Below are 21,072 nucleotides of genomic sequence, written 5' to 3'. Positions count from 1 at the left end.
TCGGACGACGCACGAGGAGCGGTACAGGATGCTGGTACGCAGGTGGACCACCGCGACGGTGATCGCGATGGTGTCCATCGGATTCGCCGTGCCGGCCGTGGCCGCTCCCGGTGACCCGGCCGACAAGCCGATCTCCTCGAAGCAGCAGGCCGAGGGCGATCGTGACTCCGCCGCCGAACGCGAGCCCCTCACCCCGGCGCAGGTCGCCGAGCAGGTCAAGGAGGCCACCGCGCTGCAGGAGCAGTTGAAGAAGGACGACGCCGCCATCGCCGCCGCGAGCAGCGAACTGGCCAAGCTGTCGGCCGCCTCCAATGCGCTGATGAGCAAGGTCAGCGCCGCCAGGACCGCCGAGGCCGAGGCCAAGAAGAAGGAGGACGCGGAGCTCGCCCGGCTCAAGCGACTCACCGCCGAGGTGGCCGCGGCGCAGAAGGATCTCGAGGGCATGGCCGTGGACGCCTACGTCAACGGGCCCGGCCTCCTGCGGCAGGTCGCCGCCGTCATCGACATCGTCGCGGGCGGCGGTGAGGGCGCCGATGCCGCGGCCAAGGCCGACTACCTGGCCAACTCCCGATCGGCGGACGAGCAGCACTTCGCCGAACTCGCGAAGAAGCAGCAGGAGTCCGCCAAGAAGGCGGCGGCGGCCCGCGCCGACCGCGAGAAGAAGACCGCGGCGGCCGAGGCGGCGCAGAAGGCGGCGGCCACGGCCGTGGCCGAGCAGCAGAAATCGGTCGTCGCCCTGCAGAAGCTCGCCGCCGGGCGCCGCGGTCAGCTCGAGGACCTCGGCGTCGCCGACGGCACGCTCGGTGGTGTCGACCTCGCCTCGCTGGAGAAGATCGCCACCACTCCCCTGTGCACCGAGGAGAACGCCTCCTACCCCAACGGCCAATGGCCCGGATCGGCCCTGTGCGCACTGGAGTCCGCGCCGGGGCACATGCTGCGCCCGTCGGCGGCCCGGGCGTTCGACGCCCTCAGCGCGGCCTACCAGAAGGCCAACGGCACCAACCTCTGCATCACCGACAGCTACCGGAGCCTCCCGGCGCAGATCGACGTCAAGCGGCGCAAGCCCACCCTCGCCGCCAGGCCGGGCACCAGCCAGCACGGGCTCGGTCTCGCGGTCGACCTCTGCGGCGGCATCGAGAGCTTCGGCACCCAGCAACACCTGTGGATGCAGCAGCACGCACCGCTGTTCGGCTTCTTCCACCCCAGCTGGGCGCAGGCCGGCGGGTCCAAGCCCGAACCCTGGCACTGGGAGTTCGCGGGCTAAGCTACGCACTCAGCGGAACAACGACGCCCGCTGCGGCGTTGAAGCGTGGACGTACACGCCCCTCGGGGCGCGCCCCTGAAGATGGAGGACCTGTTCGAATGGCAGAGCGATCGCTGCGAGGGACCAATCTGTCGGCCCTGTCGATGGAGACCGACGAGAACGTCGTGCTCAGTGAGCGCCGGATCACTCGCTACGTGTGCGAGAACAAGCACATCAGCGAGCTGCCGTTCTCCGTCGAGGCCGACGTGCCGCCCGTCTGGGAGTGCCGTTGCGGGCAGGAGGCCAAGCTCGTCGACGGCCCCGAGCCCGAGGGCAAGCCGACCAAGCCGGCCCGTACCCACTGGGACATGCTGCTGGAGCGCCGCTCGGTGCCCGAGCTCGAGGAACTGCTCGCAGAGCGGCTCGACCTGCTGCGCACCTCACGTGGTGAGAAGCCGAAGAAGAGCAAGGCCTGAGGCTCCTCCCCCAGAAGGTGAACGACGGCGGCCACCTGGATGACCAGGTGGCCGCCGTCGTCGTGTCGGGTGAGTCAGCGGGTGTCGCCGCCCCGGCGCAGATCGATGTGCGGCATGTCACGGTTCACGGTCGTCGTCGAGCCGGTGTCGACCCGGATGGACCGGACGATGCCCGCCTGCTGCATGACGCGGTTCTCCGCGGTCCGTTGCAGGAGGCGGCGGGCCAGGGGCCGGGTGAAGGGCAGGATGAGGAACAGGCCGACGACGTCGGTGAGGAACCCGGGCAGGAGCAGCAGCGCGCCGCCGATGAGGATGAGCGCGGCGTCCGCGGCCTCGCGGCCGGGCACGCGCCCCGCCTGCAGGGCCTGGTGCAGGGACCGCCAGGTGGAGGCCCCCTCGCGCTTCATGAGCCACGCGCCCACGATCGACATGAGGAAGAGCAGGCCGATCGTCCACCAGATGCCGATCGTGCGACCGGCGGCGACGAAGAGGAAGATCTCGGCGATCGGCAGGAGCAGCACGGCGGCGAACACGGCGAACCGCCAGCGCGGCCTGGACCCGCCCGGCCGGGGCGGCGGAGGACCGGCATGAGGGCCGACACGGTGGACGCGTGGCGCGCCCGGTCCGATCTCGGGGGTGCTGGACATGGACACTCCTAGCGGCGAGCGGACCTGCCCACGGTGAGGGCCGACACGAGCCCGCGCGCCTGTTCGTATCTGTAACGCATTCCCCATGCCGTGACGTTCCGCAACGACTCGACGAAGATGTCGCGGCTCATCTTCGACTCCCCCGCGTCGCGTTCGACGAACGTGATCGGCACCTCGACGATGCGCAGGCCGGCCCGCACGACGCGCCAGGTGAGGTCGACCTGGAAGCAGTACCCCTGGGAGGCGACGGCGTCCAGACCGATGTGGCGCAGCGCCTCGGCCCGGTAGACGCGGAATCCGGCGGTGGCGTCCATCACTGGCATCCCGAGCAGCATGCGCACGTACTGGTTGCCGCCGACCGAGAGGAGTTTGCGGTGCGGGGCCCAGTTCTCGATGGCTCCACCGGCGACCCACCGTGAGCCGATGACGAGGTCGGCCAGCGGCGCGGCCTCGAGGAGGGCCGGCAGGTCGGTCGCCCGGTGGGAGCCGTCGGCGTCCATCTCCACGACCGTGTCGTAACCCGCGTCCAGCGCCCAGGCGAATCCGTCGAGGTAGGCCTGGCCGAGGCCGTTCTTGGCGGTGCGGTGCAGCACCTGGACCTGCGGGTCGGCCGCCGCCAGCTCGTCGGCGACGACCCCGGTGCCGTCCGGCGAGTCGTCGTCGATGATCAGCACGTCGACCTGCGGACTCACCGCGCGGACTCCCTGCACCTGCCGGGCGATCGAGTCCCGCTCGTCGTAGGTCGGGATGAGGACCACGACACGTTCCACGGGACGGCGCGAGAGCAACCGGCCCGGCGGGTGCGGCCGCGGGCGAGGGATAGCAGGCAAGGATCCTCCAGGGTGAAGAGTCCGGTCAGTCTAGCGACGGCGACCTGGGGACCACCTGGGCCCGGCGGCGCCGCAGCAACGGCAGCGCCAGCCCGACGAGGGCGGCCAGCGCGAGTGCGCGGTCGGGCCAGGGGCCGAGCCGGGTCGCGAGCGTCAGCTCGGTGCGCAGCGGGAGGTCACCGGCCAGGATCGCGGGGGTGAACAGCTCGGTGGCCTGATGGGCGACGCCGTCGGGCGTGATGAGGGCGCTGATGCCGACGTTGCTGGCGTGGACGACGCTGCGTCCGTACTCGACGGCCCGCACCCGGCTGATGGCGAGTTGCTGGGCCGACTCGGCCGACAGGTCGAACATCGCGTTGTTCGTCTGGATGACCAGCAGGTTGGCGCCCGCGTCGATCGTGTCCCGCAGCACGTGGTCGATGGCGACCTCGAAGCAGATCCCCAGGCCGGCGCGGATGGTGGCGCCCGAGTCGGTCGCGACGGGGACGACGCCCACCTCGTGGCCGGGCACGAAGTCACGTTCGAGCAGGTCGACCTGCGAGGTGATCGCGCGGAAGAACTCCCGATAGGGCATGTACTCGGCGAAGGGCACCAGTTCACGCTTGCTGTACCGCTGCTCGGTCGCCCCGACGCCTGGTCGGTAGAGGATCGAGGTGTTCGTCAGGTCGCTGCGTCCTCCCCGAGCACCGCCCCCACGAGGATCGGACGCCCGAGGGCGTCCACGGCCCGGTCGATGACGCGGCCGGCGTCGGGGTTGACGAAGGGATCGATGTCGCTGGCGTTCTCCGGCCAGATCACCAGGTCGGGTGGCGGCAACTCCCCCGCTGCACCTGCGCGGCCGCCTCGAGGGTGACCCTGCCGTGGTTGTCGAGGATCTCGCGGCGCGTCTTGTTGAAGTCCAGGCCCGCCAGCGGCGCGTTCCCCTGGATCGCCATGAGGGTGGCCGGAGTTCCCTGTGTCGGGGCCGGGATGAGCAGCGGGAGGAGCAGGAGCAGCACGGCGGCGAGACCCACCCCGGCCAGGTGATGCATCCCCCGACGCTCGCGCAGCACGTCGACGGCGAGCAGCCCGAGCGCCCCGAGGAGGGCGACGGCGAAACCCAGCAACGCCGGCCCGCCGAGCGCGACGAGGTGCAGCAGGGGGCTGTCGGCCTGGCTGAAGGCCACACGCCCCCACGGGAACCCGCCGAACGGCATCGAGCCCCGCGCCCACTCCGTGGCCGACCAGAGCGCGGCGACGAGCAGCGGGCTGCGGCGCGCGGCCCCCGGTGGGCCAGCGCCACGAGCGCCCCGAAGAGGCCGACGAACAGTGCCTGCAGCGTCGCGAGGGCCAGCCACGGCAGCACGCCGGTGTGCAGGCCGGTCCAGGAGACGTAGGGCACGAACCAGGCGAGCCCGCCGAGGAACCCGAGCGCGAAGCCGCCGACGATGCCGACACCCCGCGTCGCCGCGACGAGCAGCGCGACGCCCACGGGCGCCAGCGGCCAGATGCCGATGTCGGGGAAGGCCACCCAGATCGCCAGTCCGCCGAAGAGGGCGAGGGCGAGACGGATGGGCAGCACGCGTCGAGCCTAGCGGGCCTCGTCGAGTGGGGAGGACATGGGCGAGGCCCGCGCGCCGGTGGGGCCAGACTCTCGCCGCCAGGTGAGCGGTGAGCCTGTTTTCTACTGGGCGCACGGGCCTCGCAGCCACCTGGGATCCGTCGAGAGCGGAGGCACCCCCATCGACATCGACGACCGCGCGCGCACGTCGCCGCATCGACTGATCGGAGGTCTCCACCGCAAGCCTGGCAGGGCCCCGTCGGTGACAACGGCTCCACGCTACCCATCCACGAGAATCCGTCAACATGGCGCGGACCAGCACAGATGTGGTAAACGCGCAGGCCGGAGGCATCGAGCCCCGATGGTAAGGGTTGCTTCAAGAACGCCCGCCGGTCGTGGGAGACTCCCCCATGGCCCGACGCAGGAGTGAGCAGCGGGGCGGGGCGACTCCGGCCGTGGTCCGGCTGTCCGAGGCCGGTGTGTGGTTCACCGAGCACCACTACGTGCACGACGCGTCCGCCACGTCCTTCGGCTTGGAGGCCGCGGCGGAACTGGGCGTCGAGCCGGCCCGGGTCTTCAAGACGCTCGTCGTGTCCGCGGAGAAGGGCCTCGGTGTCGCGATCCTGCCCGTCGACCGGCAGCTCGACCTCAAGGCCGCCGGCGCGGCCCTCGGCGTCAAGAAGGTGGCCCTGGCCGATCCGGAGGCCGCTCAGCGCGCCACGGGATACGTGGTGGGTGGCATCAGCCCGCTCGGGCAGCGCACCCCCTCACCCACCGTGCTCGACGGGAGCGCCCTCGCGCACCCCACGATCTTCGTCTCCGGGGGCGCCGCGGCTTCGACGTGGAACTCTCCCCCACCGACCTCGTGACGCTGCTCGACGCCCGCGTCCACCCCATCGCCCGCTGACCCACGGAGTGTGCCCATGAGCCCGCTGATGCTGCTCGACACCGCCTCGCTGTACTTCCGGGCCTTCTACGGGGTGCCCGATCGCTCCGAACCCGGTGAGCCGCCGAGGAACGCGATCACCGGCCTGGTCGACATGATGACGACCCTCGTGAACGCGCACCGGCCCTCCGGGCTCATCGCGTGCTGGGACGACGACTGGCGGCCCGCGTTCCGGGTCGCGGCCGTGCCCACCTACAAGGCGCACCGGGTCGCCGAGGAGGCGGCGCACGAAGGGGATGGCGGGGGCGGCATCGCCGAGGAGGTGCCCGAGGCGCTCAACGTGCAGGTGCCGGTCATCGTCGAGTTGCTCGCCTCGATCGGCATCCCGCGGATCGGCCACCCCGGCTACGAGGCGGACGACGTCATCGGCACCCTCACCGAACGCGCCCGGGAGGTCGGTCGACCCGTGCTCGTCGTCACCGGCGACCGCGACCTGTTCCAGCTCGTCGACGACGCCGCGGGCATCACCGTCCTCTACACCGCCCGGGGTGGGGTCAGGGGCGCGGACGTCGTGAACGAGGCCTTCCTGCAGTCGGCCTACGGGGTGGGCTCGGGTGCGGCCTACGCCGACCTGGCCCTGCTGCGCGGCGACCCCAGCGACGGTCTCCCGGGCGTCAAGGGCGTCGGGGAGAAGACGGCGGCCAAGCTCATGGCGCAGTACGGCAGCGTCGCCGCCCTGCAGGCCGCGATCGCCGCCGGCAACCCCCGGCGGGGGCCGTCGGCAAGCGCCTGCTCGAGTCCGGTGACTACCTCGACCGGGCCGCCCCCGTGGTCCACGTGGCCCGCGACATCCCCATCGAGGGGCCGATCGACGGCGGAGTCCCCGAACGGGTCGCCGACCCCGGCCGGCTGGCCGACCTGGTGCGCACCTACCGACTCACCGGCGTTCCGCGCCTGCTCGAGGCCCTCGGCATCGCGGCCTAGTCCAGCCGATCCGCCGCGACGACGCCGCGCATGACGGCGTCCACGGCGGCTCGCGCGGCTCGGCGCACCTCGGGGTGGGGTGCGGCGTCGGCGATCTGGTCGAGCAGGTCGACGGTCTGCTTGCAGCGGCGCACGAAGTCGCCGGCCGCCAGATCGCTGTCGCGCAGGACGACCCCGAGGCTGCGGCCGCTCGCCCAGCGGTAGACCAGGGTGGCCAGGCCCGGGTCGGGATAGCCGGTGGTCGGTAGGTCGTGCTCGGTCTCCGCGTCCTCGATGCCGCTCCACAGACGCGCCATCTCGTCGTGCACGCGGTCCAGCGCCGGCGTGGGCAGCTGCGGCAGCAGATCGTCCTCGTCACGCCGCGGTTCATGGATGAGGCAGGTGACCGCGGCGGCGATCTCGGCCGGGGTGAGCCCGACGAGCACGCCGTCGCGCAGACACTCGGCCGTGAGCAGGTCACGCTCGGTGTAGAGGTGCCGCAACCGGCCCCCGAGATCGGTGACCTCCTCCCCTCCTCGTCGAGGTACCCGCGCGCCGTGAGCAGGTCGCAGACGCGGTCGAAGGTGCGCGCGACCGAGCCGGTACGGCCACCGACCCGCCGCTCGAGACCCGCCCGTTCCCGCTCCAACCGCCACCAGCGCTCGGCCCACCGGGCGTGCTGCTCCCGATCGGGGCAGCCGTGGCACGGGTGCGCCTTGAGCCGCCGCCGGATCTCGCTGATCCGCGCCTCGACGTCGGCCGGGATCGTGCTGGTCGGCGCCTCGCCCAGCTCGCGGGGCGCCTCGTCCGGCACCTTGACCCGCAGCGTGGCCGCCAGGTCGCGGCGCGACTTGACGTTGCGCACGTTGAAGCCCTTGCCGATCGCCAGGCGGGCGTAGGACACCAGCGGCCCGGTGAGGTCGTCGGCGGTGAGGCGCCGCAAACGACCCTCCTCGGTGACGACGCTCGGTGCCGCGGACGCACCCTTGGTGCCCCGGGAGGCCGTGACGACCACCGCGCGCCCCTCACGGCGACCGGGCAGCCACACGACGTCGCCGGGAGTGAGCTCGGCCAGCGAGGCGTCCACCGCGATGCGTTGCGTCGCCGCGCGGGCGCGCCCCGCGTCCTTCTCGAGGTCGCTGAGCGAGCGTCGCAGGGTCGCGTACTCGGTGAAGTCACCGAGATGGCAGGTCATCGCCTCCTCGTACCCGGCCATGGCCTCGGTGTGTTCGCGGATGGCGCGGTTGAGGCCCACCACCGACCGGTCGGCCTGGAACTGGGCGAAGGAGGTCTCGAGGATCTCGCGCGTGCGGGCCCGCCCGAACTGCGCGACGAGGTTGACCGCCATGTTGTAGGTGGGTCGGAAGCTGCTGCGCAGGGGGTAGGTCCGGGTCGAGGCCAGGCCGCCGACGGCGAGCGGATCGAGGTGGGGGTTCCACACGACGACCGCGTGGCCCTCGATGTCGATCCCCCGGCGTCCCGCGCGGCCGGTGAGCTGGGTGTACTCCGCCGGAGTGATGTCGGCGTGGGTCTCCCCGTTGAACTTGACGAGCTTCTCCAGCACGACGCTGCGCGCGGGCATGTTGATGCCGAGCGCGAGGGTCTCCGTGGCGAACACCGCCCGGATGCGGCCCTCGGTGAACAGCCCTTCGACGATCTCGCGGAAGGTCGGCAACATGCCGGCGTGGTGCGCCGCGAACCCGCGGGTCAACCCGTCGAGGAACGTGCGGTACCCGAGCACCGACAGGTCGGACTCGCCGATGGCTGCGACCCTCTCCTCCACGACACGGCGGATCCGCTCCCCCTCCTGGATCGGGATGAGCCGCACGTCGGAGACCAGCAGCTGTTCGACGGCCGCGTCGCACCCCACGCGGCTGAAGATGAACGTGATGGCAGGCAGGAGCCCCTCACGATCGAGTTGCGCGATGACCTGGGCGCGGCTCGGCAGGCCACCCGGGCGGGCGCCGGGTCGCGGACCGGACTCCGGCTCGGTCACCCACGACCGCGTCTCCATGCCGCCGCGCCGCGCGCCGGAGGACCGGGGGCCACGGCTCTTGCCCCGCCGACCCCGGGGTGCACCCGCGTCCTCGCGCACCCCACGACCACCACGACCCCGGGGCGACGAGCGACGCATGGCCTCCACCGCCGCCATCAACTCCGGATTGATCATCGCGGCGATCGAGGCCTGCCGCTCCTCGCGTCGCTCGGCCCGGTTGCGCCGGCGTCCGCGCGAGGAGGCGGTTCGGGCCGGGTCGGCGTCCTCCCGGGTGCCCGGGGCGCGACCGTCGTCGACGAACAGGTCGAACAGATCACGGCCGACCATCATGTGCTGCCACAACGGCACCGGCCGGTGCTCCTCGACGACCACCTCCGTCTCGCCGCGCACCTCCCCCAGCCAGGCGCCGAACTCCTCGGCGTTGCTGACGGTGGCCGACAGGGAGGCCACCTGTACCCGCCTGGGCAGATGGATGATGACCTCCTCCCAGACCGCACCACGCATCCGGTCGGCGAGGTAGTGGACCTCGTCCATGACGACGAAGCCGAGCCCGCGCAGCGTCGGGGAGTCGGTGTACATCATGTTGCGCAGGACCTCGGTGGTCATGACGACCACGGGAGCCTCGCCGTTGACCGAGGAGTCACCGGTGAGCAGACCGACGTTCTGGGCACCGTGACGGCGCGCCAGGTCGGCGTACTTCTGGTTGGACAGGGCCTTGATCGGCGTCGTGTAGAACGCCTTGCGGCCCGTGGCCAGCGCCAGGTGGACCGCGAACTCCCCGACGACGGTCTTGCCCGCCCCCGTCGGCGCCGCGACGAGCACGCCACGGCCCTCCTCGAGCGCGCGACAGGCGCGGAGCTGGAACTCGTCGAGCCCGAAGTCGAAGTGGGCCTCGAACTCGGCGAGCCGCGACGCCGCGCCGCCCCCGCCCGCCGGGACCGTGCATACCGTTCCGCAGGTGAGGCCATGCACCCCAGGCTAGGTCACGCCACCGACAGAGGTCGGCAGGCGCTCAGAGCGCGCTCGCCTGGTCGTCGGCCACCTCGGCCCACTCCGGGCGCCGCTTGGCCCGGATGCGGTCGAGGATCCACGACACGCCACAGGCCGCGAAGTACAGCCCGCACATCGGCAACGCGAGTCCGAGCATCGTGTACGGGTCGGGGGTCGGCGTCATCAGCGCGGCGAAGATGAAGACCGTGAGGACCGCCCAGCGCCACCCCTTGAGCATGGCCCGCGCCGACAACACGCCGACGAGGTTGAGCGCCACCTGCACGATGGGCAGCAGGAACGCGAACCCGAACGCCAGGATGAACCGCATGACGAACTTGAGGTAGAAGGACGCGTCGATGATGTTGTCGCCGACCGACGGCGTGAACGCCAGCAGGACGTTGACGGCCTGGTCGAGGGTGAGGTAGGCCAGCCAGCACCCGGCGAGGAACAACGGCACCGAACACGTGATGAACAGGACCGCGACCCGCTTCTCGTTCTTGCGCAGCCCGGGCACGATGAACGCCCACACCTGCCACAGCCACACGGGGCTGGAGATGATGAGCGCGACGAACAGCGACACCTGCAACTGCACGACGAACGGGTCGGTGAGGTTGGCGAAGTTGAGCTCGGCGCCACGGTTCTTCATGGGCGCCGAGAGCGCGACGATCAGCGGCTCGTAGAGGATCCATCCCGGCACGGCCGCCACGAGCAACGTGACGGCCGCGATGACGATGCGGTTGCGGAGTTCGCGAAGGTGCGCCCCGAGCGTCATGCGCCCTTCGGGGTCACGCTTCGTGCGGCGGAGGGCCATCCCCTCGTCGCTCAGGCCATCGGGGGGCGGTACGGGTCGTCGGCACCCGGGGTACGACGCTCCTGCGTCCCGTCCTCGGTCGCCGGCCGGGACACGTAGCGCTCGCCGTCGCGGGGAGCCTCGGGCGTGTGCGGGGCCGGCGGCTGGTCGCGGCGCGCCTCGCCCGGCACGGTGTCGCGGCTCGCCGCGCTCGGCTTGTCCTTCATCTCCTCGACCTCGGCCTTGAAGATGCGCATCGACCGGCCCAGGCTGCGGGCCGCGTCGGGCAGCTTCTTCCAGCCGAACACGATGACGATGACGAGGACGATGATGATGAGCTCTGGTCCGCCGAGCCACTGAGGCATCGTGGGTGACCTTCCGTCGGAGTCGGTTCTGGCAGGACGGCGCCCGGGGTCGGCGCCGTTGGGGGCAGTCTACGGCCCGGTGCGTCGGGCTCCTCCCCGCACGTGGGGGCGGGCCGATCCGTGGGCGGAATTCACCCGCCGGTCACCGCGTCGTCGTCGTAGTTGGCCAGCGCCGCCGTCGTCTCGTCACGGAGCCGGTCGACGAGCTCGGGGGTGCACTCAGCCGGCCGTGACCACCCAGGCGCCGGACGAGCCGGACCACCCAGGCGGGGTCCGCGGCGGCGAGCGTGACCGTGACCCGGTCGCCCTTGCCCGGGCCGAGGATCTGGTGCGGGTAGTAGTCGAGCACCCACCGGCCCTCCTCGTCGAGGTCGATGCAGGCCGAGAGGTCCGCGTCGTCGGCGTGGAAGGCGCCCTGCGCCAGATCGCGGGATCGCGCGTCCTGCGGTGGGGTGCCGTCGACGTCGAGGACCTCGAGGGACTCGATGCGGTCGAGGCGGAAGAGCCGGGTGTCGGTGGACCGGTGGCACCACCCCTCGAGGTACCAGTGGCCGTCGGTGCGGGCCAGGCGCATGGGGTCGACATCGCGCTCGGTCGTCTCGTCGCGCGTGGGGACGACGTAGTGCAGGTGGACGCGGCGGCGCAGACGCAGCGCCTCCCGCAGGGCCGGGACATGGCGTGTCTCGGCGTCGGAGCCGGCATCGACCCGGATCCGGCCGCTCGCGGTGCGCGCCATGGCCGCCGAGGAGGCGTCGACCGCCGCCTCGAGCACGCCGATGGTGTCCTCGACGAGGTCGGGATCGGCGAGTCCGGGCACCTCGGCCAGACTCCTCAGACCCACGAGCAGCGTCAACGCCTCGTCGACACCCAGGCGCAAGGGGCGGGCGATCGTGTCGGCGTTGCCGAGGTAGACCCGCCCGGTCTCCCACTCGGCCTCGATGAGGTCGTCCGGCATGCCGCCGGGCAGGCCGCACACGAACAGCAGGCCCAGGTCGGACTCGATCTGCTCGGTGCTGACGCCGAAGCGTTCGGCGGCCTGAGCCAGGTCGATGCCCTGACGACGCAGCAGCCACGGGACCATCGTCAGCAGCCGGGAGAGTCGCGCGGTCGCCGACTCCTGACCGGCGCCGCCCGATCCGCGACGCGCCGGGCTCATCGCGCACCCTCGTGCACGGCGAGCACGGCCCGCAGCCGGTCGACGACGGCGTCCCGCAACTCCGGTGGCGCGTCGACGACGACGTCGGCGCCGTATCCGACGATCTCGTCGGCGAAGGAGGACAGATCGCTGCCGGTGACCTCCAGCACGTCCCACACGTCGGTCGATCTCTCCGGCCGGGTCTCCACGGCCTGCGCGCGGCGGCGCAGCACATGGCCGCGGCCCGGACGCACCCGGAGCCGGGCGGGCACGGGCTCGCCGGTCGCCAGGGAGGAGGCCACCACCGCGCGCGGGTCGTGCTCCTCGGGGATGTCGTAGGAGCCGGGAGCCCCGGCCGCCGTGACCGGTCCGACGATGCGGTCCAGGCGGAACACCCGCGGCTCGCCGCGGTCGAGGTCGTGCCCGGTCAGGTACCAGTGCCCGTGCCAGGCGGCGATGCCCCACGGCTGCACGTGCCGCTTCGCGCTCGCGCCGCGGGGCCTGCGGTAGGTGAAGCGGATGGGTCGGGTGGCCACGACGGCCGCGCGCACCGACTCGAAGGCGGGTTCGCTCGTGCGGACCCCGGCCTCGATCCGGTCCAATCCGCCGCTCTCCTCGTCCGCCTCGCCGTCCTCCGGCGCCACGGACTCCAGCTTGCGCAGGGCCCGCACGGCGATCCCGCCGAGTGAGGCCTCCGACCAGGTGCGTCCGGCCAATGCCAGCAGGGACAGCTGCTCGGGGGTCATCGGGAGGTCGGGCAGGGAGTACTCGTGGCGGTCGATGCGGTAGCCCGGCTCGTCCTCGAAGAACCCGTCGAGGTCCTCGGTGACGAGCGGGATCCCCATCTCGCGCAACTCGTCCTTGTCCCGCTCGAACATGCGCTCGAAGGCCTCGGTGTTCGCGGCCTCGCGGTAGGGCGCCACCTTGTCGCGAATCGCCGCCTTGGACAACGCGCGTCGCGTCGAGAGCAGCGCGATGACGAGGTTCAGGAGGCGTTCCGTCTTGGCCGCGGCCATGGGCGTGGACCTCATGCGCGGAACGCTACCGCACGGACGCCGTCTTCACCGCACAGACGTTCGAGACGCGATCAGGTGGCGTCGAGGATGTCGAGGACGAAGATCATCGTGTCGTCGCCCTTGATCTGCTCGCCGCGGCCCTCCTTGCCGTACCCGTCCGCCGGCGGCACCACCATGAGGATGCGGCTGCCGACGGTCTGGCCGGGAATGTTCTCGTCCCACGCCTTGATGAGTCCGCCCTGGCCGATGGGGAACTCCGCGTATCCCTCGGGGGTCTTGCCGGAGTAGTCGAAGGGGTTGGCCGGGTCGCGCCAGGTGACGCCGGTGTAGCTGACCCGGACCGTCTGCCCGGCCTGGACCTTCGGCCCCTTGCCCTGGATGAGCGGCTGGACGACGGTCTCCTTGGGCGGGGCGCCCTTGGGCACGGTGATCTTGGCCGGCTCCTGCGGTGAGGCGCCCATCTGCACCGTGGGCAGCCCGGCCTTGGGCGGGACGGGGGTGCCCGTCGCCTCCTTGAGCGGGGTCTTGGCGTCGGTCACCTCGAAGAAGTACAGGAGGGTGTCCGCGGCGGCGATGCCCATCGTGGGGTTGCCCTGCTCACCGACGGCCTCCTTGGCCGGCACGGCCACGAGCACACGGGCACCGACCTTCTGGCCGACCAGCGCGTTGCGGATCGCGGGCTGCAGCGTCTCGTCGCCGAGGCCCAGGCCGACGACCTCCTCACCGAAGCGGGACTCGAGCTCCTTGCCGTCCTTGGCGTTGAGCAGGAGGAAGTGGGCGCTGACGGTGTCGGCCTCGGTGATGTCCTTGCCGTCGCCCGCGGCGACGGTGCGGTGACCCGGACCGCTCACCATGAACGGCGTGCTCGGCAGGGTGATCGTCGGCTTGGCCCCGGGGGCGCCCTCGACCTTGACGGGAGCGAGTTCCTGGGACTCCGCGGCGGCGGCCGCCGTGGTCGGTGGCGGGGCGTCGGCGTTCTGCGCGTCGTTGCCGCACGCGGCGAGAACGAGGGTGAACGGCAGCACGGCGGCGGCGAGACGCAGGCGGAACGAGGACACGCGGAAGCCTCCGGATCGGGGGAATGTCGGTCACGCGGGCGAGAGCCCACGAACTCCCACGATAACGGGCCGTGCCTCCATCGGGTTCCGGCCCCGCCGGGCGGGAGCCGATCGATCCGGATCGACCGACCTCAGATGAAGGGGGCCTCCCCCGCCACTCCACCCTGGGCCATCGACGCCAGGAGGCGATCGACCCGCGGATCCTGCGCGGCGAAGGGGTCCTTGCACAGCACCGTGTGGGCGGCCTGGTCGTTGAGCCGCAGATGGCTCCAGTCGACCGTGTGATCGCGCTGGTGACGCTGCGCCTCGCGCACGAAACTGCCGCGCAGGTGCGCGCGTGTCGTCGTCGGGGCCGTGGTGCGGGCCTGCGCGATCTGCTCGTCGTCGACGACCCTGGCGAGCGCCCCCTTCTCACGCAGACGCGCCGCGAGACTCCTGCGGTCGTCGATGTCGTGGTAGTTGAGTTCGAGCTGGGCGAGCCGGGGGTCGGCGAGGTCGAGTCCGTTCCGCTCGGCGTAGCGCATGAGCAGGCGGTGCTTGATCACCCAGTCGATCTCGCCGGCGACGCCGCTCATGTCGGCGGCCTCGAGACCGTCCAGGGCGCGTCCCCACAGGTCGAGCACGCGCTCGTCGAGGGGGCGCGCGGGTCCTTCCGCCGCGAGGTGCGCGGCGGCGATCTCGAAGTAGGCGCGCTGGATCTCGCGGGCGAGCACGTGTCCGCCGCGGTCGAGGGCGATGGGGGCGGCCCCGTCGAGGTCACGGCCCGCCGCGCGGATGGCCGCCGAGGGGTTGGCCACCGCGAGGTCCGGAGGGGTGGCCCCCGCCTCGAGGGCCCGCAGCACGAGGTCCGTCGCACCGACCTTGACCAGCGTCGTCGTCTCGCACACGTTGGAGTCGCCGACGATGACGTGCAGGCGCCGGTACAGGTCCGCGTCGGCGTGCGGCTCGTCGCGGGTGTTGATCATCGGGCGCGACCGGGTGGTGGCGCTGCTCGCGCCCTCCCACATGACGTCCGCGCGCTGGGACAGCACGTACCGGGCGGTGCCGTCGGGGGCGGTCACGAGATGTCCTGCGCCGCAGACGAGTTGCCGGGTGACGAAGAACGGCAGCAGCGCCTGGGTGAGCGAGTCGAGGTCGGTGGCGCGCGAGACGAGGTAGTTCTCGTGGCACCCGTAGGAGGCGCCGACCGAGTCGAGGTTGTTTTTGAACAGGTAGATCGCCCCGTCGATCCCCTCCTCGGCCAGACGTGCCCGGGCCTCGTCCGCCAGGGACTGCACGATCTGCTCCCCCGCCCTGTCCTGCGCGATGAGATCGGTGAGCGTGTCGCACTCGGCCGTCGCGTACTCGGGGTGGTTGCCGACGTCGAGGTAGAGCCGCGACCCGTTGGCCAGGAAGATGTTGGACGAGCGGCCCCGCGCGACGATGCCGCGGAACATGTACCGGGCGATCTCGTCGGGGCTCAGACGCCGCTTGCCGTCGACGGTGCAGGTGAGGCCGTACTCGGTCTCGATCCCGTAGATGCGACGGTCCATGGGGTGGCTACTCCCCGCCCTTCTGGATGAACCCGCGCACGAACTCCTCGGCGTTGCTCTCCAGGACCGAATCGATCTCGTCGAGCACCGAGTCGATGTCGGCGTCGAGGGCGGCCTTGCGTTCGCCCATCGCCGCCGGCGGCGGCGTCGGCGGGTCGACCGGCTCGCCGCCGTCGCGTCGCTGCGGTCGGATCTGCTCCTGGCCGGCCATGACCACTCCTTCGGTAGAGATCGACGTCGGACGAGGGATCGTCGTCCGACGTCCCCCACACCCTAGTCACCCGGATCCGGTCACCCCGGTGATCAGGCGTTCGGGGCGAGTTCGGTGCCGATGCCGCGACGACGCACCTTGACCTCGTCGGCGTGTCCGGGCGCGGTGCCCACGGGCTCGGCGGTGGTCGCCGCGAACGCCTGCGCGGAGGCGATGACCCGCTCCGCGGCCTCGGTGTCGGCGGTCGCGCCGTGTCCGCCGCATCCACCGCACCCGGCCTCGGCCGACGCGCCACAGCCACCGGCGGCGGTCTCGACGAGGTCCGAACGGTGCAGACCACGGGCGAGGAGCCGGCCGGGCTCGGTCTCCTTGTCCTCGACGATGAACCCCGCGTCGGCGATCATCTCGAGGTCGGCGACTCCCGCCTGGCCCTCGCTGGTGAGGTAGTCGCCGAGGAAGATCGAGTTGGCGATGTGCAGGCCCAGCGGCTGCAACGTGCGCAGGTGGATCTCCCGGCCACCGGCGATGCGGACCTCGGAGTCGGGGCAGACGAAGCGCACCATCGCGAGGATGCGCAGGCAGTCCTGCGGCGTGAGGTTCCAGGTCTCCGACAGCGGGGTGCCGTCGAAGGGGATGAGGAAGTTGACCGGGATCGAATCGGCCCCGATCTCCTTGAGGCTGAAGACGACCGACACGAGGTCCTCGTGGGTCTCCCCCGTGCCCGCGATGAGCCCCGAGCACGCGGACATCCCCGCGTCGTGCGCCTGGGCGACGGTGTCGACGCGGTCCTCGAAGGTGTGGGTGGAGCAGATGTCCTCGTACCGCTCCTCGGCGGTGTTGAGGTTGTGGTTGTACGCGTCGGCGCCGGCCTCGGACAGCCGCCGGGCCTGGCCCTCCTTGAGGAGCCCCAGGCAGGCGCACACCTCGACGTCGGGGTGCTCGCCCTTGAGGGCCTCGATCGCGTCGGTGACCTTGGCGATGTCGCGGTCACTCGGGCCGCGGCCGCTGCTCACCAGGCACACGCGCTTGGCGCCACCGTCGACGCCGGCCTTGGCCATCGACAGGACGGCGTCGGGCTTCGCGAGGGAGTACTTGAGGATCTCGGCCTCGGAGCCCAAGCGCTGGCTGCAGTAGGTGCAGTCCTCGGGGCACAGGCCGGACTTGATGTTGACGAGGTAGTTGAGCTTGACCCGGCGACCGAAGAACTCGCGACGCACCCGATAGGCGCCGGCGACCACGTCGAGGAGTTCGGAGTCGTGGGTCCGCAGGACGGCCAGGGCCTCCTCACGCGTCGGGGACTGGCGACGCAGTGCCTTCTCGACAAGACGGTCGATGAGTTCCATGCCCGGGCCTTTCGGTTGACTGCGACGGTCGCTGCGCCGTCTGGACCCAACCTAACCGGGCGCGACCGGGCCCGTGGCCGAGTCGCGGAGCACGGCCGACGAAGGTCCCGTCCGGGGCATCGGCGAGGCCTGCGTGACGTCTCGGCGGACCTCAGTGATCCGCCAGCTCGGCGAGCAGCCCGCTCGCCTCGGGGTGGCGATCCAGCAGCTCCTGGGTCAGTTCCCTGGTGCCGCGCAGGGGTTCGGCGGTGCCGATCCGGCGCAGTGCGTCGCCGTCGCCGTCGTCGAGGAGGACCGACTGCCACGACGCGGCGACCACCGAGCCGGGATAGCGACGGATGCACTCACCCCGGAACCAGGCGCGGGTGGTCGGCGGGGCGGACCCGACAGCCGCGCGGACCTCCTCCTCGCCGACGAGACGCTCGATGCGGCCGCGCGCCTCCAGCCGGCGGGCCAGCCCCTTGCCCGGGGTGCCGTGCGACCACTGGACGTCGATCATCGCCAACCGCGGGTCGTCCCAGGCGAGTCCGTCGCGATGCCGGTAGCCCTCGAGCAGATCGCGTTTGGCGAGCCACTCGACCTGCGCGGAGGCCCCCGAGCCCGACTCCAGCGCGTCGAGCACCTCACCCCAGCGCTTTAGGACCTCGACGGTGTCGGCGTCGGCGGCGGTGAGCGGGTCGCCGTCCAGCACCTGCGTCAGATGGCGGTGCACCTGCTCCTGGTACACCCGCAGCAGCTCCAGGCCGGTGAGCCGGCGACCGTCGACGAGCTCGACGCAGGCCTGTAGCGACGGGTCGTGGCTGATCTGCCGCAACGCCCCCACCGGGTCGGCCAGCACGGGCGCGTCGGTCATGAGACCCGACTCGATGAGCCCGAGGACCAGGCTCGTCGTGCCCAGCTTGAGCAGGCCCGAGACGTCGGAGAGGTTGGCGTCGCCGATGATGACGTGCAGCCGGCGGTACCGATCGCGGGTCGAGTGCGGCTCGTCGCGGGTGTTGATGATCGGACGACGGAACGTCGTCTCCAGGCCCACCCGCGCCTCGAAGAAGTCCGCCCGCGAGCTGAGCTGGTACCCGGGCGTCTCGGAGTTCTGGCCGATCCCGACCCGTCCTGCGCCGCAGATGATCTGGCGGGCCACGAAGAACGGGGACAACTGCTCGACGATGCGCTCGAACGGGGTCTGCCGGGAGACGAGGTAGTTCTCGTGGGTGCCGTAACTGGCGCCTTTGCCGTCGGTGTTGTTCTTGTACACCTCGATCGGCGGCTCACCCGCCTCCTCCGAGGAGCCCAGCCGCGCGGCCTCGGCCATGACGATCTCGCCGGCGCGATCCCACGTGATCGCCTCCCGCGGCGTGGTGACCTCCGGTGAGGAGTACTCCGGGTGGGCGTGGTCGACGTAGAGCCGCGCCCCGTTGGACAGGCAGACGTTGGCCACCGTGGGGTCGTCGGCCCACTCGTCGGTCAACTGGCTCTCGTGCGCCAGCGCCCGGCTGAGACTGAAACCCCGCGCGTCCTCCAGGGGCGACTCCCCCGCGTAGTCCCACCGCGCGCGATGACGCCGACCGTGCCCGGCGGCGGCGTAGTGCTGCACGACCCGTCCGGACAACACGACCGGATCGAGCAGCGGCCGCCCGGGCACCGTGACCCCGTACTCGGTCTCGATCCCCATGACCCGTCGGACCGATCCCGGCTCCACCGCCACGCTGTGTTCCATGCCGCCACCCTAGGTCGCGGGCGCGTTCAGCCGCCCCCGAGGCGGGGACTGACCAGGCCGAGCTCCGTCGCCCGGATCAGCAACCGCACCCGTCCGTCGACCTCGAACTTGGTGCACAGCTTGGCGATCCGCGACTTGACCGACGCCTCGGCGAGCACCAGCTCCTGCGCCATCTCGACGGTGTTCAACCCCCGGGCGAGCATCCGGAGCACGTCCATGTCCGCGCCGGCGAGCTCGGGGGCCTCCGGGGATCGGTACCGTCCGCGCTCGGTGCGCGGATCGCCGTCGGCGACGGCCTTGAGCAGCGACATCGTCACCGAGGGCGACAGTGCGGGATCGCCGCCGATCACCCGGCGGATCGAGGCCAGCAGGGTTTCGGGGTCGCAGTCCTTGAGGAGATACCCGCGAGCCCCCGCCCGCAGCATCGGCACGGCCGCGTCGACGCCGCCGAGCGTCGTCAGCGCGATGACGTGGATCGCAGGATCGCGGGAGGTGATGAGACGGGTGGCCTCGATGCCGTCCATGACCGGCATGTGGATGTCCATGAGCACGACGTCGGGCCGGAGCCGGGCAGCCGCCTCGACCGCGTCGGCGCCGTTCTCGACCATCTCCACGATCGTCAGATCGTCGGCCGCACGCAGGAAGATCCCCAGGGCGTGCCGCATGAGTTGCTCGTCCTCGGCCACGAGGATCCGGTAGGGGCCGGGAACATCGCTGCCGGCCGCGTCCTGCGGCGGTCGTGCCTCGTTCATCACGTTCTCCTGCACCTCACCCGTCGGTGACCGTCGAGGGGGCCCGGTGGCCGCGGTGTCGAGTACCACGGTAGCCCGGACATTTTCGTCGTCACAGCCACCGTTCGTGGCTAGAATCCGATACATCGCCGTGTCAATTTCATCATCTCGCACTCAGGAGACCGCTGTGCGTCGTCGAGCCTCTGCACTGGCCGCGTTGACCTTCGTCGTCCTCATGGGCTTTCCCGCCCCCGCCCTCGCCACCGAGCCGGTGCTCCCCGGGAAGACCACGGGCGAGATCACCCCGAGCCGTTACCCCGACTGGGTCTGCCTGATCATTCCGCGCCTCTGTGCCTGAGGGTCGTGAGCCCCCTCGCTCCGTCTGCTGACCACGCTGGGCCGGGAGTCGCTGGGACGCATGAGCCCAGTACGGCTCGCGGTCTGGCTCGGCGTGGGCTACGGCGCCCTGTCCTCCTTCCTCGCGATCGTCCGGGGCATCTCCCTCGGCGACGGTCCCGACCGATGGATCTCCGCAGCCGTCACCATCGTGCTGCTCCTCGCGCTGCTCGCGCCCGAACCGGCCCGGACGCCCGTGGTCTTCGGGGCCGGGACGACGTTGCAACTGCTCGACATCGTCAATCCGCAGGACGGCGCCGGCAGCAGACTCCCCGCCGTCGTGGCCCTCGCGCTCGTGGCGGTCTTCCTCGCCTACGTCAACCGCCGTCTCCTCCTCGCGCTCTGGGCCGCCATCGGCATCGGGTGCGGGATCGTCGTCGAGTTCCACATCGCCCCCTCGTTCCGGGGCTCCACCCTCGAGCTGGTCCTCCCGACGCTGATCGTCATGAGCGCGGTCGGCTGGGCCGCCGGGTACGTCACGCGCAGCCGGCGCGCCGCCGAGGCCGAACTGGCCCGGCTCTCCGACCGCCGCCGCCGCGAACGCATCGCCCTGGCCCGTGAGCTCCACGACAGCGTCGCCCGCGACCTGACGATCATCGCGATGCAGTCGGCCGTGCTCCGCACGACAGATCGCCCCGCCGAGCAGGAGTTCGCCCGCGCCGCCATCGAGGACACCGCCCGGTCGGGCCTCGACGCCCTCAAGCGACTGCTGGTCGTGCTGCGCGCCGAAGACGCGGTCGAGGCCCCCTCCCTGGTGCGGGATCTCGAGGCGGAATCACTCGAGAACGCCCTCGCCGACTCCGCTCGTCACCTGGCGATGCTCGGCTACCAGGTCACGGTCGGCACCGCGCCGACCGGGCTCTCCCGCACCGCCGAGACGACGGCGGTGCGCGTCGTCCGCGAAGGCACGACCAACATCACCAAGCACGCCACCCCCGGAGTCCTGTGCCGGTTGGAGTGTCGCACCGAGGGCGACCAGCTCGTCGTCCGCATCGACAACCAGAGCGCCCGCGGCACCGCCCCGCAGGTCCCCTCCACCGGACTCGGGATCGAATCCCTCGCCGAGCGTCTGCGCCTGCTCGGCGGGTCGATCACCGGCGAGCGCGTCGACGGCACCTGGGTGTTGGAGGCGCACATCCCGCTCACCGCGCCGCTGGCGGACTCGGTACCCGCCTGAGCGAGCCGAGGTCCTAGGATGGGCGTCGCCCCA

The 21,072-nt window shown here is 71.7% G+C and carries 20 protein-coding genes and 3 pseudogenes; 6 read left to right on the top strand and 17 right to left on the bottom strand.

Features of this window, described 5'->3' with window-relative positions; all coding sequences use genetic code 11:
• The first annotated feature begins 28 nt into the window (after positions 1 to 28).
• Together QQK49_RS07970 and QQK49_RS07965 are read left to right on the top strand one after the other, a co-directional pair.
• Positions 29 to 1,264, top strand: coding sequence for a M15 family metallopeptidase (locus QQK49_RS07970; RefSeq protein WP_284303472.1), 1,236 nt, complete (start codon positions 29 to 31; stop codon positions 1,262 to 1,264).
• Positions 1,265 to 1,362: 98 nt separating this feature from the next.
• Positions 1,363 to 1,719 carry an RNA polymerase-binding protein RbpA gene (locus QQK49_RS07965; protein ID WP_284303471.1) on the top strand — a complete coding sequence of 119 codons (357 nt, stop codon included), beginning with the start codon at positions 1,363 to 1,365 and terminating at the stop codon, positions 1,717 to 1,719.
• 74 nt (positions 1,720 to 1,793) lie between these two features.
• Here QQK49_RS07965 and QQK49_RS07960 read toward each other — a convergent pair whose 3' ends face one another.
• The 6 genes and pseudogenes from QQK49_RS07960 to QQK49_RS23200 form a co-directional block, all read right to left on the bottom strand.
• Positions 1,794 to 2,366 (bottom strand): FxsA family protein, encoded by a 573-nt coding sequence (locus QQK49_RS07960; protein ID WP_284303470.1) that lies wholly within the window; start codon positions 2,364 to 2,366, stop codon positions 1,794 to 1,796.
• An 8-nt stretch (positions 2,367 to 2,374) separates the two neighbouring features.
• The gene (locus QQK49_RS07955) at positions 2,375 to 3,136 is read right to left on the bottom strand and encodes a polyprenol monophosphomannose synthase (protein ID WP_284303469.1); all 762 of its coding nucleotides are present in this window, start codon (positions 3,134 to 3,136) and stop codon (positions 2,375 to 2,377) included.
• Between the two features lie 85 nt (positions 3,137 to 3,221).
• Positions 3,222 to 3,800: pseudogene (locus QQK49_RS07950) on the bottom strand (apolipoprotein N-acyltransferase); the annotation flags it as partial.
• A 56-nt stretch (positions 3,801 to 3,856) separates the two neighbouring features.
• Entirely contained in the window at positions 3,857 to 4,012 is a 156-nt protein-coding gene (locus QQK49_RS07945) for a hypothetical protein (RefSeq protein WP_284305979.1), read from the bottom strand.
• On the bottom strand, positions 3,991 to 4,392 hold the full coding sequence (locus QQK49_RS23205; protein WP_431310578.1) for a carbon-nitrogen hydrolase family protein: 402 nt from the start codon (positions 4,390 to 4,392) through the stop codon (positions 3,991 to 3,993). Before QQK49_RS23205 ends, QQK49_RS07945 begins: the two co-directional genes overlap by 22 nt.
• Before the next feature lie 74 nt (positions 4,393 to 4,466).
• Positions 4,467 to 4,757: pseudogene (locus QQK49_RS23200) on the bottom strand (apolipoprotein N-acyltransferase); the annotation flags it as partial.
• 389 nt (positions 4,758 to 5,146) lie between these two features.
• On the opposite strand from QQK49_RS23200, the gene QQK49_RS07935 reads away from it, so the two are divergent.
• The gene (locus QQK49_RS07935; protein ID WP_348536135.1) at positions 5,147 to 5,605 is read left to right on the top strand and encodes an aminoacyl-tRNA deacylase; all 459 of its coding nucleotides are present in this window, start codon (positions 5,147 to 5,149) and stop codon (positions 5,603 to 5,605) included.
• A 54-nt stretch (positions 5,606 to 5,659) separates the two neighbouring features.
• A complete protein-coding gene (locus tag QQK49_RS07930) occupies positions 5,660 to 6,640 on the top strand; it encodes a 5'-3' exonuclease (protein ID WP_348536134.1) in 981 nt (326 codons plus the stop codon).
• On the opposite strand, the pseudogene QQK49_RS07925 reads toward QQK49_RS07930, so the two are convergent.
• The 11 genes and pseudogenes from QQK49_RS07925 to QQK49_RS07875 form a co-directional block, all read right to left on the bottom strand.
• Positions 6,603 to 9,549: pseudogene (locus tag QQK49_RS07925) on the bottom strand (DEAD/DEAH box helicase). The gene QQK49_RS07930 and the pseudogene QQK49_RS07925 sit on opposite strands and share 38 nt — an antisense overlap.
• Before the next feature lie 44 nt (positions 9,550 to 9,593).
• A complete protein-coding gene (tatC, locus tag QQK49_RS07920; RefSeq protein WP_284303467.1) occupies positions 9,594 to 10,382 on the bottom strand; it encodes a twin-arginine translocase subunit TatC in 789 nt (262 codons plus the stop codon).
• 11 nt (positions 10,383 to 10,393) lie between these two features.
• Entirely contained in the window at positions 10,394 to 10,726 is a 333-nt protein-coding gene (gene tatA / locus QQK49_RS07915) for a Sec-independent protein translocase subunit TatA (RefSeq protein WP_284303466.1), read from the bottom strand.
• 142 nt (positions 10,727 to 10,868) lie between these two features.
• A complete protein-coding gene (locus QQK49_RS07910) occupies positions 10,869 to 11,882 on the bottom strand; it encodes a helix-turn-helix transcriptional regulator (protein WP_284303465.1) in 1,014 nt (337 codons plus the stop codon).
• Positions 11,879 to 12,892, bottom strand: coding sequence for a helix-turn-helix transcriptional regulator (locus tag QQK49_RS07905; protein ID WP_284303464.1), 1,014 nt, complete (start codon positions 12,890 to 12,892; stop codon positions 11,879 to 11,881). The genes QQK49_RS07910 and QQK49_RS07905 overlap by 4 nt, the downstream gene beginning before the upstream one ends.
• Before the next feature lie 56 nt (positions 12,893 to 12,948).
• Positions 12,949 to 13,935: an FKBP-type peptidyl-prolyl cis-trans isomerase gene (locus QQK49_RS07900; RefSeq protein WP_284303463.1), complete on the bottom strand. Its 987-nt coding sequence runs from the start codon at positions 13,933 to 13,935 to the stop codon at positions 12,949 to 12,951.
• Between the two features lie 131 nt (positions 13,936 to 14,066).
• On the bottom strand, positions 14,067 to 15,467 hold the full coding sequence (gene pafA, locus QQK49_RS07895) for a Pup--protein ligase (protein WP_284303462.1): 1,401 nt from the start codon (positions 15,465 to 15,467) through the stop codon (positions 14,067 to 14,069).
• Positions 15,468 to 15,474: 7 nt separating this feature from the next.
• Positions 15,475 to 15,678: a ubiquitin-like protein Pup gene (locus QQK49_RS07890; RefSeq protein WP_284303461.1), complete on the bottom strand. Its 204-nt coding sequence runs from the start codon at positions 15,676 to 15,678 to the stop codon at positions 15,475 to 15,477.
• A 92-nt stretch (positions 15,679 to 15,770) separates the two neighbouring features.
• A complete protein-coding gene (bioB, locus tag QQK49_RS07885) occupies positions 15,771 to 17,021 on the bottom strand; it encodes a biotin synthase BioB (protein WP_284303460.1) in 1,251 nt (416 codons plus the stop codon).
• A gap of 151 nt (positions 17,022 to 17,172) precedes the next feature.
• A complete protein-coding gene (gene dop / locus QQK49_RS07880) occupies positions 17,173 to 18,735 on the bottom strand; it encodes a depupylase/deamidase Dop (RefSeq protein ID WP_284303459.1) in 1,563 nt (520 codons plus the stop codon).
• 26 nt (positions 18,736 to 18,761) lie between these two features.
• Entirely contained in the window at positions 18,762 to 19,487 is a 726-nt protein-coding gene (locus QQK49_RS07875; RefSeq protein ID WP_284303458.1) for a response regulator transcription factor, read from the bottom strand.
• Between the two features lie 166 nt (positions 19,488 to 19,653).
• Between QQK49_RS07875 and QQK49_RS07870 the strand changes: the two genes are divergently transcribed.
• Together QQK49_RS07870 and QQK49_RS07865 are read left to right on the top strand one after the other, a co-directional pair.
• On the top strand, positions 19,654 to 19,824 hold the full coding sequence (locus tag QQK49_RS07870; protein ID WP_284303457.1) for a hypothetical protein: 171 nt from the start codon (positions 19,654 to 19,656) through the stop codon (positions 19,822 to 19,824).
• A 60-nt stretch (positions 19,825 to 19,884) separates the two neighbouring features.
• The gene (locus tag QQK49_RS07865; protein ID WP_284303456.1) at positions 19,885 to 21,039 is read left to right on the top strand and encodes a sensor histidine kinase; all 1,155 of its coding nucleotides are present in this window, start codon (positions 19,885 to 19,887) and stop codon (positions 21,037 to 21,039) included.
• Positions 21,040 to 21,072 lie beyond the last annotated feature (33 nt).

The sequence above is a fragment of the Mobilicoccus caccae genome (assembly GCF_030161635.1).
In the GTDB taxonomy this organism is placed as follows: domain Bacteria; phylum Actinomycetota; class Actinomycetes; order Actinomycetales; family Dermatophilaceae; genus Mobilicoccus; species Mobilicoccus caccae.
This window is presented reverse-complemented; position numbering and strand designations above follow the sequence as displayed.